The 15256-nt window shown below is 73.4% G+C and carries 14 protein-coding genes; 6 read left to right on the plus strand and 8 right to left on the minus strand.

Annotation, left to right across the window (positions count from 1 at the left end; translation table 11 throughout):
* Positions 1–642 precede the first annotated feature (642 nt).
* Positions 643–1836, minus strand: coding sequence for a thiolase C-terminal domain-containing protein (locus AB0F82_RS30245; RefSeq protein WP_356813000.1), 1194 nt, complete (start codon positions 1834–1836; stop codon positions 643–645).
* A gap of 183 nt (positions 1837–2019) precedes the next feature.
* On the opposite strand from AB0F82_RS30245, the gene AB0F82_RS30250 reads away from it, so the two are divergent.
* Positions 2020–3291: an acyl-CoA dehydrogenase family protein gene (locus AB0F82_RS30250; RefSeq protein WP_362633045.1), complete on the plus strand. Its 1272-nt coding sequence runs from the start codon at positions 2020–2022 to the stop codon at positions 3289–3291.
* Complete coding sequence (locus tag AB0F82_RS30255) at positions 3291–3773, plus strand: nitroreductase family deazaflavin-dependent oxidoreductase (RefSeq protein ID WP_362633047.1); 483 nt, start codon at positions 3291–3293, stop codon at positions 3771–3773. Before AB0F82_RS30250 ends, AB0F82_RS30255 begins: the two co-directional genes overlap by 1 nt.
* Positions 3774–3838: 65 nt before the next feature.
* On the opposite strand, the gene AB0F82_RS30260 is transcribed toward AB0F82_RS30255, so the two are convergent.
* Positions 3839–4486, minus strand: a complete 648-nt coding sequence (locus tag AB0F82_RS30260; protein WP_356812997.1) for a TetR family transcriptional regulator — start codon at positions 4484–4486, stop codon at positions 3839–3841.
* Between the two features lie 321 nt (positions 4487–4807).
* Here AB0F82_RS30260 and AB0F82_RS30265 point away from each other — a divergent pair, with 321 nt between their 5' ends.
* The 3 genes from AB0F82_RS30265 (at position 4808) to AB0F82_RS30275 (ending at position 8756) form a co-directional block, all read left to right on the plus strand.
* On the plus strand, positions 4808–5602 hold the full coding sequence (locus AB0F82_RS30265; protein ID WP_356812996.1) for a VOC family protein: 795 nt from the start codon (positions 4808–4810) through the stop codon (positions 5600–5602).
* Between the two features lie 195 nt (positions 5603–5797).
* Complete coding sequence (locus AB0F82_RS30270; RefSeq protein WP_362633052.1) at positions 5798–8200, plus strand: serine/threonine-protein kinase; 2403 nt, start codon at positions 5798–5800, stop codon at positions 8198–8200.
* A gap of 64 nt (positions 8201–8264) precedes the next feature.
* Positions 8265–8756: a peptidylprolyl isomerase gene (locus AB0F82_RS30275; protein WP_356813957.1), complete on the plus strand. Its 492-nt coding sequence runs from the start codon at positions 8265–8267 to the stop codon at positions 8754–8756.
* 97 nt (positions 8757–8853) lie between these two features.
* Here the strand turns inward: AB0F82_RS30275 and AB0F82_RS30280 are convergent, their stop codons facing one another.
* The 3 genes from AB0F82_RS30280 to AB0F82_RS30290 all read right to left on the minus strand — a co-directional run bounded on the left by AB0F82_RS30280 (position 8854) and on the right by AB0F82_RS30290 (position 11306).
* Entirely contained in the window at positions 8854–9630 is a 777-nt protein-coding gene (locus AB0F82_RS30280; RefSeq protein WP_362633056.1) for an enoyl-CoA hydratase/isomerase family protein, read from the minus strand.
* Positions 9627–10052, minus strand: coding sequence for a Zn-ribbon domain-containing OB-fold protein (locus AB0F82_RS30285; protein ID WP_436842193.1), 426 nt, complete (start codon positions 10050–10052; stop codon positions 9627–9629). The genes AB0F82_RS30280 and AB0F82_RS30285 overlap by 4 nt, the downstream gene beginning before the upstream one ends.
* A gap of 102 nt (positions 10053–10154) precedes the next feature.
* Complete coding sequence (locus tag AB0F82_RS30290) at positions 10155–11306, minus strand: lipid-transfer protein (protein ID WP_362633062.1); 1152 nt, start codon at positions 11304–11306, stop codon at positions 10155–10157.
* A 94-nt stretch (positions 11307–11400) separates the two neighbouring features.
* On the opposite strand from AB0F82_RS30290, the gene AB0F82_RS30295 reads away from it, so the two are divergent.
* A complete protein-coding gene (locus AB0F82_RS30295; RefSeq protein ID WP_362633064.1) occupies positions 11401–13104 on the plus strand; it encodes a FadD3 family acyl-CoA ligase in 1704 nt (567 codons plus the stop codon).
* A gap of 16 nt (positions 13105–13120) precedes the next feature.
* Here the strand turns inward: AB0F82_RS30295 and AB0F82_RS30300 are convergent, their stop codons facing one another.
* From AB0F82_RS30300 to AB0F82_RS30310, 3 genes are all read right to left on the minus strand, one after another.
* Positions 13121–13924 (minus strand): LppU/SCO3897 family protein, encoded by an 804-nt coding sequence (locus AB0F82_RS30300; RefSeq protein ID WP_362633067.1) that lies wholly within the window; start codon positions 13922–13924, stop codon positions 13121–13123.
* 121 nt (positions 13925–14045) lie between these two features.
* Complete coding sequence (locus AB0F82_RS30305) at positions 14046–14774, minus strand: class I SAM-dependent methyltransferase (protein ID WP_362633070.1); 729 nt, start codon at positions 14772–14774, stop codon at positions 14046–14048.
* 155 nt (positions 14775–14929) lie between these two features.
* Positions 14930–15121 carry a hypothetical protein gene (locus AB0F82_RS30310; protein ID WP_356813964.1) on the minus strand — a complete coding sequence of 64 codons (192 nt, stop codon included), beginning with the start codon at positions 15119–15121 and terminating at the stop codon, positions 14930–14932.
* Positions 15122–15256 lie beyond the last annotated feature (135 nt).

Here is a 15256-nt window from a genome sequence, read left to right on the forward strand (position 1 = left end):
CCTTGCCATCGATGGCGGCCTATGCCCAGCCCAAGGGGCTCGCAGGCGCCGTCTCGCAGGAGCGCGTAGCGATTGGTGGCGGCCTATGCCCAGCCACAGGGGCTCGCAGGCGCCGTCTCGCAGGAGCGCGTAGCGATTGGTGGCGGCTTATGCCCAGCCCGAGGGGCTCGCAGGCGCCGTCTCGCAGGAGCGCGTAGAGATTGGTGGCGCACCGGGCTCCGCCCGGACGCATCCGACGCCCCGTCCCTGAAAACTGGTCCCGGCCCGTTCCTCTGGGGGCTTGCCGGCAGTCTTTCGGATTTCCGGGGCGGGACGGTCGGTCAAGGGTGGCCGAAGGCCATCACGAAGTGACGCGAGGAACGAGCGCCCTTGACGGGCCGGCCCGACACGGAGAGACGATGGGACTGACGGGAAACCCCCAGCACATCCCTGATACCGCTCCAGCGGCTCCCGACCTCCCGAAGCCACCCTTGCCCTTCTGCGCCTCCGTCTGGGCGTCTCCCGCCCCCGAGCCCCCCGTGCCTTCCGACCCCGTCCGGGCGTCTCCCGCCCCTCGGGTCCCCCGTGCCTTCCGCCCCCGTCCGGGCGTCTCCCACCCCCGAAGCCCCCCACCCCCCGAAGCCCCCGCCCCGCTGCCCCGCCCTACCCCCGTCCCAGCAGGACCGTGCCTGAGGAGCAGAACCAGCCGCCTGTGCCTGAGGTCAGGGCTACCTGGGGGAGGTCGCCGCCGGGTTTGGTGACCTGGCCCGCCCCCGCCTCGCCGCGGAGTTGGCGGACCGCCTCGACCAGCAGGAACAGGCCGCGCATGCCGGGGTGGCAGGCCGAAAGGCCTCCGCCGTCCGTGTTGACCGGGAGTTCTCCGTCGCGCAGCAGGCGGCCCTTCTCCACGAAGGCCCCGCCCTCGCCCTTCGCGCAGAAGCCGAGGTCCTCCAGGGTCACCAGCGTCATGTACGTGAAGGCGTCGTAGATCTCCGCGAGGTCCACGTCCGCCGGGGTGAGCCCCGCCCGTTCGAAGGCGATGCGGCCCGAGACGGCGGCGGGGGAGACGGTGAAGTCCTCCCACTCCGACATGGTGGTGTGGGACACGGAGGTGCCCGAGCCCAGGACCCACACCGGCGCCTTGGCGGTGTCGGGCACGTGGTCCTCCGCCGCCAGGAGCACCGCGCAGCCGCCGTCCGAGCGGATGCAGCAGTGCAGCTTCGTGAAGGGGTCGGCGATCATCTCGCCGGACAGGACGTCCTCGACGGTGATCGGGTCGCGGAACATCGCGTCGGGGTTCGTCGCCGCGTTCGCCCGGGCCTGTACGGCGACGGAGGCGAGCTGCTCCAGGGTCGTCCCGTACTGGTGCATGTGGCGGCGGGCGGCCATGGCGTACTTGGAGATCAGCGTGTGGCCGTACGGGACCTCGAACTGCAGCGGTCCGCGGGCGCCGAAGGAGAGGTTCGAGGTGCGGCGCCGGGCCTTGATGTCGGCCCGGGCAGTGGATCCGTAGACCAGCAGCACGGCATCGGCGTGGCCCGCGGCGATCGCGTCCGCCGCGTGCGCGGCCATGACCTCCCAGGTCGAACCGCCGACGGAGGTGGAGTCGACCCAGGTCGGGCGCAGGCCGAGGTACTCGGCCACCTCGACCGGTGCGAGCGTGCCGAGGCCGGCCGAGGCGAAGCCGTCGATGACGGAGCGGTCGAGGCCGGAATCGGCCAGGGCGCGCCGGGCGGCCTGTGCGTGCAGTGCGTAGGGGGTGGGGCCGTCCACCCGGCCGCAGTCCGAGAGGGCGACACCGACCACCGCGACCCGCCGGCCGGGGCGGGGGGCGCTTCCAGGTGTGAGTCCAGGCATGCGAGGACGGTACATCTGACGTATCGTCAGATGCTAGGGCCCCGGCCGCCGTGCCTCGACTCCGACCCCTGGGCCGCCTCCGGGGCCCCCGGTCCGCGCGCAACCCGCCGCCGTCGCCCCCTGTGCATCTCCCGCCCGCCGCCCTAACATGACGGCCCGTCAGATACGGGGAGGAGCCCGACGATGGATGCCGCCTTCACCGCGGAGCAGGACGAGATTCGGCGTACCCTGCGCGAGATCCTGGGCAAACGCTGCGGCCCCGACGAGGTCAAGGCCGCCGTCCGCACCGCTGCCGGATACGACCGCGAGCTGTGGCAGCAGCTCTCCCGGCAGCTCGGGCTGCCGGGCATCGCCGTCGCCGAGGAGTACGGCGGGGTCGGCTGCGCCCCCGGCGACCTGGCTCTGGCCTGCGAGGAGACCGGGCGGGTGCTGCTGCCCTCGCCGCTGCTGGCCACCGCCGCGCTCTGCGTGCCCCTGATCGCCGCCCTCGGCACCGCCGCCCAGCGCTCCGCGCTGCTCCCGCCGCTGGCGTCCGGCGGGCTGACCGCCGCCCTCGCCGTCCCCGGCCCTGCGCTCGCCACCGCCCTCGCGCTGACCGGCGAGGACACCGCGGGCCGGTGGTCCGGCGGCGGCCGGGCCGGCGGGGTCCAGGCCCGTGCCGACACGGACGGCGACGGCTGGCGGCTGTACGGGGAGGCCGCCCAGGTGCTCGACGGGCACAGCGCGCGGCTACTGCTGGTCGCCGCGCACACCGGCGGCTTCGCGCGCAGCCGTACGCTGCTGTTCCTCGTACAGGAGGACGCGCCCGGCCTCGTACGGTCCCGGCAGACGGTGCTCGACGAGACGCGCCCACAGGCACGGATCCAACTCCGCCACGTACCGGCGGAGTTGCTCGGTGAGGGCGAGGAGGGGGCCGACGTGCCGGGGGCCCTCGCCGCCACCGGGCGCACTGCCTCGGCCGTGCTCGCCGCCGAGGCGGTCGGGGCGGCCGGCCAGGCGCTCGCGCGCACGGTGGAGTACGTGTGCCGGCGCGAGCAGTTCGGCCGGGCGATCGGCTCCTTCCAGGCGGTCAAGCACCGGCTCGCCGACCTCTACGTGCAGGTCCAGGCGGCCCGCTCGGCGGCCTACTACGCGGCCTGGGACCCGGACCAGGGCGGGCTCGCACTCGCGCAGGCGCTGGAGGCGCTGCGGCTGACGGCGGGAGAGGCGATCCAGCTGCACGGCGGCATCGGTTTCACCTGGGAGCACGACGCGCACCTCTACTTCAAGCGGGCGGCCTCCGACGAGCTCCTGTTCGGTCCGGTGCACCGGCTGCGGGCGCATGCCGCGGACCGCGCGGACCTGTTCGCGCCGGCGCCCGCCCCCGTACCGGCCGCCGCCACCCCGCCCGCGCCCGGTTCCGCCGCCGCGGCTCCTGCCGCGTCCCCGCCCCCACAAGAGAAGGTGGCCGTCTGATGGCTCGCGTGGCTCCCGGCGTCAGGCTGGTGCAGAAGGTCTCCTCGACCATGCTGTTCGCCAAGATCGCACCACACTTCATCCCCGCCATGGACAAGGCGGTGCACAGGCTCACCCGCGGCAAGGTCATGCTGAGCGCCCGGATGCTGCCCGGCGTGCTCCTCACCGCCAAGGGCGCGCGGACCGGTGAGCCGCGCACCACACCCCTCGCGTGCATGCCGGAGGACGGAGGGAGGAGCTGGATCCTGATCGGGTCCAACTTCGGCCGGCCCGGGCACCCGGCATGGACCGGGAACCTGCTCAAGCACCCCGATGCGCACGTGAGTTGGCAAGGGAGGGACATCGCGGTACGGGCCCGGCTGCTGGGGGGTGATGAGCGCGCGGCGGCATGGCGGGCGGTGCTGGGGTTCTGGCCGCCGTACGCGACGTACCAGGCGCGCATCGAGCGTGAGATCCGGCTGTTCCGCCTGGAGCGTCGCTGATCCCGGGCGGGTGGTGGCGCCGGTGCGGAGCCGGCCGGGGTGGCGGACCCGGAGCGGGTCCGCCGTTACCTGGTCGGCTTCTTGCCGGTGATGCCGAGGTGGACCAGCAGTGCCAGGTTCGGCTTGAGCTCGGCCTGCTTGACCCCCCAGGCCTGGAAGCCCTTCTGGTGCGAGGCGACCGCGGCCAGCATCGCGACCAGCGAACCGGCCATCGCGGCGGGGCTGACGTCCTTGTCGACCTTGCCCTTGGCCTGGAGCTCCTTCACCGATTCCGTGAGGGAATTGGTGACCGAGTTCAGGATCTTCATGCGAATCTTGTAGAACCGCTTGTCGCCCTCGGCCGCGCCGAGGTCGACCACGCGCAGGATCGCGTCGTTGCGACGCCAGAACTCCAGGAAGCCGTCGACGAGTTCCTCGGCGGCTGACCACCCGGACTTGCCGACCCAGGTCCGGCCCTCGACGAGCGACGTCAACTGCGCGCCCTCGGTGGCCATTTGTTCGGCGATCTCCAGGACGGCGCCTTCGACGTCCGGGAAGTACTGGTAGAAGGTCGCGGGGGAGGTGCCGGCCTTGCGGGCGACGTCGATCACCTTGACGTCGCGGTACGGCGAGGAGCTGAGCATCTCGCCGAGGCAGTCGAGCAGCTTCTGCCGCGTCGCCTGGCCGCGCCGGCCGGCGACACGCCCGTCGACGGTGCGTACTTGTCCTGTCATGCCGTCAGCTTACCGAGGGGTGATCGGCGCGCTATTCGGCCGCCTGCAAATGGGGTTACGGGGTCCCTGGCCTGGGTGGAAGGGCGTCCAGGGCGGCCGCGGAGGCGGATTCCGGCCGGTGCGGCGCGTGGTCACGGCCCGGGTACGGCGCGTGGTCGCGGGCCGGGTGCCACCGTGCTGCAAGCCCCGCCGTGTCGCCTGGTTCCGCGCGGTTTCCCCCGAATAGTCTTATCAACAGGCTGTGGACAAGTTTTCGGACGGATCATGGCTGGGAGAGGGTGGGAGGGTACACACCCCCGCAGAACGGAAGGAACCGGGCCCATGGCCGCATTCGTGGAAGGCGTACCGTGCTGGGTGGACGCCTCGCTTCCGGACGTCGAGGCGGGCAAGCGGTTCTACGGCGAACTCTTCGGATGGACCTACGCGGACAGCGCGGGCGCCCAGTACGGCCACTACACGCAGGCCTACAGCCGGGGCCGCAACGTCGCCGCCCTCGCCCCCAAGCCCGACGGCCGGATGCCCACGGTCTGGGGCGTCTACCTCTACACCACCGACGCCTACGCCTGTGCCCAGCGCATCCGCGCCGCCGGCGGCCAGATGGTGATGGACCCCATGCCGGTCGGCCCGTACGGCACCGCCGCGATGGCCGCCGACCCGGGCGGAGCCGTCTTCGGGCTGTGGCAGCCCGGTACCCACCACGGCTTCGAGGCCCAGCAGGAGCCGTACACGTACTGCTGGAGCGAGGTCTACACCCGGGCCCGCGACGCCGTGGACGTCTTCTACGCGAAGGTCTTCGGCTACGTCCCGCAGGACCAGGACGACGCCGGGGTCGAGTACCGCATCTGGTCGCCGCCCGGCAGGGCGCCCGGCACGGACACCGCCGTACTGGGCCGCAGCCTGATCACGGACGCCTTCCCGGAGATCATGCCGGCGCATTTCCTCGTCTACTTCGCAGTCCCGGACTGCGACCAGTCCGTGGCGACGGCGCAGCGGCTCGGCGGCCGGGTCACCGCCGACCCGTTCGACACCCCCTACGGGAGGATCGCGGTCGTCGCGGACAATCAGGGGGCGGTCTTCGGGCTCCTGTCGGAACCCCGCACCAAGGCGGACGGATAGCCGCCGCGGACGGATCGCCGGGCAGATCACACCGGGCTGCTCGCCGTGCCGGGGCCGGACCCGCCCCGGGCCTGACAGAATCGGGTTGCGCGACCCGGGCTGCGCCCCGGAGTGAGACGCTGCACGGGGCAGGGCCCCGTGCCGGTGGGAGCGGGCCCGGTGGGTGGCCCGTACGGGGAGGTGTGGAGGCGAGTGGTGGAGCAGCTGACGCAGCACGACCCGAGACGGATCGGCCCCTTCGAGGTGCTGGGACGGCTCGGCGCCGGCGGCATGGGGCTGGTCTATCTCGCGCGGTCCGCGTCCGGACGGCGGGTCGCGATCAAGACGGTGCGGACCGAGCTCGCCGAGGACCAGCTGTTCCGCGTGCGGTTCACCCGCGAGGTCGAGGCGGCGCGTGCCGTGTCCGGCTTCTACACGGCCGCCGTCGTCGACGCCGACCCGCGGGCCGCCGTGCCGTGGCTGGCCACCGCGTACGTCCCGGCGCCCTCCCTGGAGGAGATCGTCAACGAGTGCGGGCCCATGCCCGCGCAGGCCGTGCGGTGGCTCGCCGCCGGCATCGCCGAGGCTCTGCAGTCCATCCACGGCGCCGGCCTCGTCCACCGCGACCTGAAGCCGTCCAACGTGCTCGTCGTCGAGGACGGCCCGCGCGTGATCGACTTCGGCATCGCGAGCGGTGTCTCGAACACCCGCCTGACCATGACGAACGTCGCCGTCGGCACCCCCGCCTACATGTCGCCCGAGCAGGCGAAGGACTCGCGCAGCGTCAAGGGCGCCAGCGACGTCTTCTCGCTCGGCTCCACGCTGGTCTTCGCCGCGACCGGGCACCCGCCGTACCACGGGGCGAACCCGGTGGAGACGGTCTTCATGCTGCTGCGCGAGGGCCCGAACCTGGAAGGGCTCCCCGAGGAGCTGCGGCCGCTGATCGAGTCCTGCATGCAGATGGACGCCTCGCTGCGGCCCACCCCGGCCGACCTGCAGGCGCAGCTGGCCCCGCACCTGTTCGACGGCGGCGACGACAGCGGCACCGCGTCGGCGTGGCTGCCCGGCCGGGCCGTCGCGATGATCGAGGCCCGGCGCGCCGGCAACCGTACGCCCGCCGCGGCGGTGCCCGCGCCCGGCCGTGACGGTGGCGGCGCGGGAGCCCGCGGGCCGCTGTCCGAGCAGGCGACGCACCGCCGTCCGCGCGGCGGCGAGGGCTGGGTCGACCCGCGTACCGGTCAGGCCGTGCCGCAGCGTCCCCACCACCCGCCGCGGTCCCCCGTGCCCTCGGGCGAGCCCGTACGCCTGGGCGGCTCGCCGGTGCCGATCGGGCCCGGCCCGTTCGCGACGGCCGCGGCGTCGGCGGCGCACGCCTCCGCCGGGGACCCGGCGACCGGCTGGGTGCGCTCGCCCGACGGGTCCGCACCCGCCCATGCGACCGGACCGGTCGCGCCGTCCGTACCGAGCCCCGGCCCGGCGCCGGACAGCGGCCGCTGGCGGCCGTGGCGCTTCCGCATGTCGAACGAGGTCTGGGGCACCCCGACCGTCGCCGGCAACCTCCTGTACGTGACCTCCTTCGAGGTCCACGCGCTGGACGTGGCCAGTGGCCGCCGCCAGTTCAAGACACGCGACGTCGCCTGGTCCATGGCGGTCGCCGACGGCCGGATCCACGCCTCCGACGGGCCCTCCCTGTACGCGCTCGACGGCTCCGACGGCTCCGAGCGGTGGCGGCTGTCCACCGACGCCTGGGTGTACGCGCTGCGCGCCGAGCGCGGCACGGTCGTCACCGCCACGCGCGGCGGCGGCGTACAGGCCTGGGAGGCGTCCAGCGGACACAAGCTGTGGGAGCTGACCGGCGCGCAGAGCGACTTCGAGACGCCGGAGGCGGCCCCCGTCCTCCACGACGGCACGGTGTACGTGTGGCAGGACGCGCGGCTGCGCGCCCTGGACGCCCGCAGCGGCCGCGAGTCCTGGTCGTACCCGGTCGGTGACGCGGGCTCCTGCGGGAACGTGCCCGTCCGGGTCACACCCGCCCCGGACGGCAACGTCTACGTCGCGGCCGGCACCCGGGTGCTCTCGGTTGACCGGGCCTCGGGCCGGGTCCGCTGGCACTTCGAGGCCCCCGCCGTCTTCCTGGCCCCGCCGGCCTTCGCGCCGGGCGCGGCCGTCACGGGCGGCGGGGTCTACCTCGCCGACTACCTGGGCACCGTCTACGCCCTCGACGCCGCCACCGGCCAGGACCGCTGGCGGATCGCGACGGAGTCGCGGCAGTCCTCCGACCCGGTGCTGGTGGTGGGCGGCAACGTCCACCTGGGCGCGGGCAGCGCGCTGTACACGCTCGACGCGGTCACCGGTACCCCGAAGTGGCGGTTCGCGGCGGGCGGGGAGATCACGGGCCTCCCGGCGGTCGCGGACGGCCGGGTGCACTTCGGGTCGGCCGACCACTGCCTCTACACCCTGGACGCGGCGGGCGGCCAGCTGCGCTGGAAGCTGGCCACGGGCGGCGAGATCACCGGCGCCCCGGTCGCGGAGGCGGGCGTGGTGTACGCGTGCAGCAAGGACCGCTGCGTGTACGCCCTGGACGCGGCGAAGGGCACGGGCACCCGTACGAGCGGGTGACCCGACAGGGGTCGGGGACGGCCCCGCCGGGTAGCACCGCACCGGGAGTGACAGGATGTACCCCATGAGCAACGTCTACTTCGACATCAACATCAACGGCGAGTCCGCGGGCCGCATCGTCTTCAAGCTGTACGACGACGTCGTCCCGAAGACCGCGCGCAACTTCCGTGAGCTGGCCACCGGCCAGAACGGCTTCGGCTACGCCGGCTCCGGCTTCCACCGCATCATTCCGCAGTTCATGCTCCAGGGCGGTGACTTCACCAACCACAACGGCACCGGCGGCAAGTCCATCTACGGCGAGAAGTTCGAGGACGAGAACTTCCAGCTGAAGCACGACCGCCCGTACCTGCTGTCGATGGCGAACGCCGGCCGCAACACCAACGGCTCGCAGTTCTTCATCACCACGGTCGTCACCCCGTGGCTCGACGGCAAGCACGTCGTCTTCGGCGAGGTCGTCGAGGGCTCGGACCTCGTCGACAAGATCGAGGCCCTGGGCTCCCAGTCCGGCGCCCCCAAGGGCAAGGTCGAGATCGCGGCCTCCGGCACCGTCGCCTGATCACCACCCGCCTGTACGGCCGGTCGGCCCCGCCCCCACCCGGGGGCCGGGGCCGCCGCCGTTTCCGGCGAGCCCCGCGCCCGGCCGACGGGACGCGTCAGCGCAGGCGGGGCTGCGGGGCCGTGCGGCGGTTCGTGAAGAGTTCCGCCTGTTGTTCCGGCCGGAGGTTTCCCAGGGCGATCAGTGCCGGGGCCTGGGCCAGGGCCTGGTGGAGCGCGGCCTGCTTCGCCGACCACAGGGCCCGTACGGTGCCCTGTACGGCCTGCGTCGGGAAGCCGGCCAGGGTCTGGGCCGCCCGCAGGGCAGCCGGGAGCAGCCCGTCCGGCTCGGCCAGCTCCGAGACCAGGCCGATCTCGTGCGCCCGGCGTGCGGAGAGCCGTTCGGCCGTGCCCATCAAGGACATCCGGGCGGCCTCGCCGAAGGGCATGCGCTGCGCCATGTAGACGGCCTCGTACGCGCTGACCATCCCGTAGGCGGTGTGCGGGTCGAAGAAGGTGGCCGTCACGGAGGCGATGAGGAACTCCGACTCGCCCAGCAGGTAGAAGGCCCCGCCGCAGGCCATGCCGTTGACGGCGGCGATCACCGGCTTCCACAGGTCGCAGGACTTGGGGCCGATCGCGAGGAGCGGGTCGTCGGCCGAGTAGGGCGAAGCGGGTTGCGGCACCTCGACGCCGCGGTCGATGCCGGTGCAGAAGGCGGCCGTTCCGGCGCCGGTCAGCACGACCGCCCGTACCTCCTCGGCGAACCGGAGCTCCCGCCACGCCTCGCCCAGTTCCGCGGCGGTGTCCAGGTCGACGGCGTTGTGCCGGTGTTCCCGGTCCAGGGTGACGACCGCGACCCCGGTGGCCTTGTCGCGGTCAACCCGCAGGGTCATGACTTCTCCAGGAGCCAGCGCGGCACCGTCATACCGCCCAGCTCGGTGAAGGCCACGTGGACGCGGGCGCCGATGCGCAGCCGGGCCGGGTCCACGGAGTCGAGCGGGGCGTCGGCGGAGGCCACCAGGTTCCCGGCGAGCCGGATGCGCGGGGCGTCGGAGAGCTCGACGAGGATCACGTTGTACGGGGCCTGCGCGGCGTAGGCGGGGAGCAGCGGCGGGTGGGGCCGGACGTAGGACCAGATGCGGCCGCGGCCGCTCATGCGGCGCCACTCGCCGGCGAAGGACCGGCAGTGCGGGCAGCAGGGGCGGGGCGGGAAGCGCAGCCGGCCGCAGTCGGTGCAGGCCTGGACGCGCAGTTCGCCCCGGGCGGCGTACTCCCAGAAGGGGGCGCCGTCCTCGTCGGGGACGGGCAGGAGCAGGCCGTCCGCGGGCACGGCGGGTGGGGTGGGTGTGGCGGAGGGAGCGGAGGTAGCGGACGGGGCTGGTGGGGCGGCGGACGCGTCGGACGTGGTGGTCATCGGTCAGCTCCTCAGCAGGATCGCGGACGTGGGGACGCCTTCGCCGGCCGTGACCAGGCAGGTCGCGGCGTCCGGCACCTGGGCGGTGGAGACGCCGCGCAGCTGCTTGACGCCCTCGGTGATCAGGTTGAAGCCGTGCACGTAGGCCTCGCTGAGCCCGCCGCCCCCGGTGTTGATGGGGAGCCGCCCGCCCAGTTCCAGGGCGCCGCCTTCGGTGAAGACGGCGCCCTCGCCGCGCCCGCAGAAGCCGTAGCCCTCCAGGGAGAGCGGGATGAGCGGGGTGAAGGCGTCGTAGATCTGGGCGACGTCCACGTCCTGGGGGCCGAAGTCGGCCTGCTTCCACAGGTGGCGGGCGGCGGTCCAGGCGGGCCCGGACAGGGGGTCGTCGTTCCAGTAGTTGACCATGCCGTGGTGCTGGGAGGGCAGGCCCTGGGCGGCGGAGTGGACGTACACGGGCGTGTGGCGGCAGTCGCGGGCCCGTTCGGCGGAGACGACCACGCAGGCCAGCGCGCCGTCGGTCTCCAGGCAGTTGTCGAAGAGGCAGAGCGGGTCGCTGATCATGCGGGAGGTCATGTACATCTCGCGGGTCAGCGGGCGTTCGTACATCATCGCGGCGGGGTTCTCGTTGGCGCGGTTGCGGCAGGCCATCGCCACGTTGAAGAGGTGGTCGCGGGTGGCGCCGTACTCGTGCATGTAGCGCCGGGCCAGCATGCCGATCTCGTCGGCGGGGCGCAGCAGGCCGAAGGGCCGGGTCCACTGGCCGGGGGTGGGCAGCTGGACGGCGGTGTTCTTCCACGGACGCGGGCCGGAGCCGCGTTTGCGGGAGCGCCAGGCGACGCCGACGGTGGCCTGGCCGGTGGCGACGGCGGCGGCGAGGTGGCCGACGGTGGCGCAGGAACCGCCGCCGCCGTATCCGATCTTGGAGAAGAAGGTGACGTCGCCGGCGCCGATGGCCTTGGCGACCTCCACCTCGTCGGTCTCCTCCATCGTGTAGGAGGAGAAGGCGTCGACCTCGGCAGGGTCGATGCCCGCGTCGGCCAGGGCCGCCAGGATCGCCCGGCAGGCGAGTTCCTTCTCGGACTGGGGCAGATGCTTGGCGAAGGCGGTCTGCCCGATGCCGACTATCGCCGTAGCGTCCTTGAGCGTTGCCGCCATCGCCACCTCCGGGATGCGCCAGTACTGACAGCCGCGAAGGCTACAGCTAATCTGACGGATAGTCAGCTATTGGGTTCGCGGGAGGGTGACACGCATGGGCGACGACGGGCTGCGCGAGGACGTGGGCGTACGCGGGGGCGCACGCGGGGGCGCACGCGGGGGCGCACGCGGGGACGCGGGCGAGCGCGCTCCCGAGGACGCGCGCGGAGACCTGCGCTGGGGCACCGTCGCGGGGCTCGTCCGGTCGGCAGCGGCACGGTACGCCGACCTCGAGGCCGTCGTCGACGGGCGCGTGCGGATCCGTTACGCGCAGCTCGGGGAGCGCGTCGAGCGCGCCGCGGCGGCCTGCATGGCCGCCGGGGTGCAGCCGGGCGACCGGGTCGCGGTCTGGGCCCCCAACACCCTGGACTGGATCGTCTCCGCGCTCGGCGCCGTCTCCGCCGGCGCCGTCCTCGTCCCCCTCAACACCCGTTTCAAGGGCACCGAAGCGGCGTACGTCCTGCAGCGCAGCCGGGCCCGGCTGCTCTTCGTGACCGGCACCTTCCTCGGCACCTCCTACATCGCCTCGCTGCGCCGGGCCGCCGCCGAAGGAGCCGGTCGCGGACCCCTGCCCGGGCTGCCGCACCTGGAACAGGTCGTCGTACTGGCCGAGGACGCCCCCGACACCTTCCGCACCTGGAAGGACTTCCTCGCGGGCGGGGACCGCGTCACGGCGGAGGAGGTCCGCGAGCGTGCCGAGGCCATCAGCCCCGACGCCCCCTCCGACATCATCTTCACCTCCGGCACCACCGGCAGCCCCAAGGGCGCCGTCATCACCCACGCCCAGTCCCTGCGCTGCTACGACGTGTGGAGCGAACTCGCCGGACTGCGCAAGGGCGACCGCTACCTGATCGTGAACCCCTTCTTCCACACCTTCGGCTACAAGGCCGGGATCATCGCCTGCCTGATGCGCGGGGCGACGATGGTCCCGCAGCCCGTCTTCAACGTGGACACCGTCCTCGCCAACGTCGCCGCCGAGCGGATCTCCGTACTCCCCGGGCCGCCCACCCTGCACCAGTCCCTCCTGGACCACCCCCAGCGCGACCACCACGACCTGTCGGCCCTGCGCCTGGTGGTCACCGGCGCGGCCGTGGTCCCGCTCCGGCTCGTCGAACGGCTGCGCGACGAACTGCGCATCGCCACCGTCCTCACCGCCTACGGGCTCTCCGAGGCGGGCGGCATCGTCACCATGTGCCGCCGGGGCGACCCCGCCGAGACCATCTCCGCCACCTCGGGCCGGGCCATCCCGGACACGGAGGTGGCGGTCCTGGACGGCGCCGGGCGCCCCCTGCCGGCCGGCCGCGCCGGCGAGATCGCGGTCCGCGGCTACAACGTCATGCAGGGCTACTTCGAGGACCCCGACGGGACGGCGGCGGCGATCACCCCGGAGGGCTGGCTGCACACCGGCGACGTCGGCGTGCTGGACGAGCGCGGCAACCTGCGCATCACCGACCGGATCAAGGACATGTTCATCGTCGGCGGCTTCAACGCCTACCCGGCCGAGATAGAGCAACTCCTCGGCCTGCACCCGGACATCGCCGACGTCGCGGTCGTCGGCGTCGCCGACCCGCGCCTCGGCGAGGTCGGCAAGGCGTACGCGGTCCGCCGCCCCGGCTCCACCCTCACCGCCGACGACCTGATCGCCTGGTCCCGGCGGGAGATGGCCAACTACAAGGTCCCCCGCGCGGTGGAGTTCGTCACCGAGCTCCCCCGCAACGCGAGCGGCAAGGTCCTCAAGCGCGAACTCCGCGCCCGCTGAGGCGGCGGGTGCGGGGTCAGCGGGCGTAGGAGCCGATGCCGACCAGGCAGTACACGTACTGGTTGAGGACGATGGAGCCGCGCATGTAGCGGTAGGAGAAGGCGTACTGGGTCTTGGGGTTGTCGTCGCAGCTGTTCAGGTCCGAGGTGCCGGGGATGCTCTCGATCACCCGGTAGTGCGCGTCGGAGGCCGAGCAGGGGACCTCCTCGACGCCGCTGACGCTGCGGGGCGTCGTCGAGTCCGGCAGTTGGCCGTTGAGGCAGGTGCCCCGGTCGAACGGGCTGGGCTCGGGGCTCGGCTCGACGCTCGGTTCGGGGACGTACGGCGTGGTGGCGGCCGCCTCGGGGGCCGACGGCCAGGGCGACGGCGTGGGCGACCAGGAGGGCGACCACGAGGAAGACCAGGTGGGCGTGGAGTCGGCGGTGGGCTTGGCGTCCGAGCCGTCGTCGCCGTCGCTCAGCACGAAGAAGCCGATGACCAGGGCCGCCGCGATGGCGAGCCCCACCAGGCAGCCGCGCCCGCCGCCGGACGACGGGGCCGGGGCGGTCTGCTGCACACCCGTCGGCGCGGCCGCTCCGCCCGCGGCGCCCGTGGGCGGGGGAGCGATGCCCCCGGCCCCCGCGATCCAGGCCGCGCCCGCTCCGGAGACGTGGATGCGCAAGCGCACCTCCTCGCCGCCGGCGCGGACCTTGACCAGGTCGCCGTGCCGGCAGGGCGGTATGCGCAGCCGGACCGTGCCGGTCGGCAGTTCCACGGGGAGGATCACACCGTAGGTGGCCTGCTGGGGGGTGATCGTTACGAGCATTTCCTGTGACGACACCGGCTGCTCCAGGGAGTGAGGTGGTGCGCAGGCTGCCTGACGGTTCCTCACGGATTGTGCCCTGTGTCCTGATGGTGACGCAGCCGTTCCGCCAAGCCCCGGCCCCGGCGTCCGCGGGGCCTCAGGAACGGCGGGCCAGGACCAGCCGCCAGCGCGGGGCGCCGCCGGGCAGGCGGCCGAAGTGCTCCAGCGGGACCGTCTCCACCGTGAAGCCCGCCGCCCGCAGGTCCGCGCGCACGCCGCTCAGCGGGAAGGTCCGGTAGTACATGACGAACGGCGGTCGCCACACGGCGTTGCGCACCCGCATCACGGCGTCGAAGCCGGCCACCGCCCACCACACCGGTGAGCTCGCCGGGATCGGGGCGCCGATCGGGAAGGCGAAGACCCCGCCCTCGCGCAGCGCGGAGCGGACCCCGGAGAAGAGCGCGGGCCGCTCGGAGGGCAGGAAGTGGCCGAAGGCCCCGAAGCTGACCGCCAGGTCGTAGCGGTCCGCGAGCTCCGCGGGGAAGGCTCGTGCGTCGGCCCGTACGAAGTCCACGCGGTCGTCGTCCGCGTGCGTGCGCCGGGCCTCGGCGAGCATGCCCGCGCTGAGGTCCACCCCGGTGACCCGGTCCCGGCACAGCCGCCGCAGCATGCCGGTGCCGGCCCCTGTGCCGCAGCACACGTCCAGGCCGGCGCCGAAGCCGCCCTCGTGCTGGGCGAGGGTCTCCTCGACCGCGTCGAGCATCCGGTCCGGGGTGCGGAAGGGGGTGTGGTCGAACTTCGGCGCGAGCAGGTCGTAGCCCCGCTCGACGGAGGAGAGGCCCTGCACTGCCAGTTCGCGGACGCTCGGCCCGTGGGAGGAGAACACGCCCCCAGCCTATGCCCGCGCCCGAGAGCCCGGCCGGGCATACACGTGCGGCGGTCGCGGTGGCTCCCCCTCCGGGCCACCGCGACCGCCGTTCCCCCGTTGCTCCCCCGAGCCCCCCGTTTCCCCCGTGGGCTCCCCCGTACGTCGTGCGCCGGTTACGGGCGCGGACCGGACGCGTGGTTGTCCAGCGTCTGGATCTCCTCGCCCGCGGCCGGGTCCTCGGTCGGCGGCTTGATCTCGATGCCCGACGCGTGGTTGTCCAGGGTCTCGATCTCGACGCCCGAGGCGTGGTTGTCGAGCGGCTTGACGGTGCCGTCGTTCGGCAGAAGGTTCTCGTTCGTCGTCATCGGTTCTCCTGATGGATGGGTGGGACCCGTTCGGCGATTCCCCCGATGACCGCCGAACGGGTGATCCTTCCAAACGGCCCGGGTGTCCCCCGACGCACCGGGTCGATGCACTTATCGTGCCGTTCGGCGATAAAC

Source organism: Streptomyces virginiae, assembly GCF_040638905.1.
Classification (GTDB): domain Bacteria; phylum Actinomycetota; class Actinomycetes; order Streptomycetales; family Streptomycetaceae; genus Streptomyces; species Streptomyces virginiae_B.

Excerpts from the sequence above, each read along its gene's own strand:
- AB0F82_RS30245 (WP_356813000.1), bottom strand. The coding sequence starts at position 1,836 with ATGCCTGGACTCACACCTGGAAGCGCCCCCCGCCCCGGCCGGCGGGTC.
- AB0F82_RS30250 (WP_362633045.1), top strand. The coding sequence starts at position 2,020 with ATGGATGCCGCCTTCACCGCGGAGCAGGACGAGATTCGGCGTACCCTG.
- AB0F82_RS30255 (WP_362633047.1), top strand. The coding sequence starts at position 3,291 with ATGGCTCGCGTGGCTCCCGGCGTCAGGCTGGTGCAGAAGGTCTCCTCG.
- AB0F82_RS30260 (WP_356812997.1), bottom strand. The coding sequence starts at position 4,486 with ATGACAGGACAAGTACGCACCGTCGACGGGCGTGTCGCCGGCCGGCGC.
- AB0F82_RS30265 (WP_356812996.1), top strand. The coding sequence starts at position 4,808 with ATGGCCGCATTCGTGGAAGGCGTACCGTGCTGGGTGGACGCCTCGCTT.
- AB0F82_RS30275 (WP_356813957.1), top strand. The coding sequence starts at position 8,265 with ATGAGCAACGTCTACTTCGACATCAACATCAACGGCGAGTCCGCGGGC.
- AB0F82_RS30280 (WP_362633056.1), bottom strand. The coding sequence starts at position 9,630 with ATGACCCTGCGGGTTGACCGCGACAAGGCCACCGGGGTCGCGGTCGTC.
- AB0F82_RS30290 (WP_362633062.1), bottom strand. The coding sequence starts at position 11,306 with ATGGCGGCAACGCTCAAGGACGCTACGGCGATAGTCGGCATCGGGCAG.
- AB0F82_RS30295 (WP_362633064.1), top strand. The coding sequence starts at position 11,401 with ATGGGCGACGACGGGCTGCGCGAGGACGTGGGCGTACGCGGGGGCGCA.
- AB0F82_RS30310 (WP_356813964.1), bottom strand. The coding sequence starts at position 15,121 with ATGACGACGAACGAGAACCTTCTGCCGAACGACGGCACCGTCAAGCCG.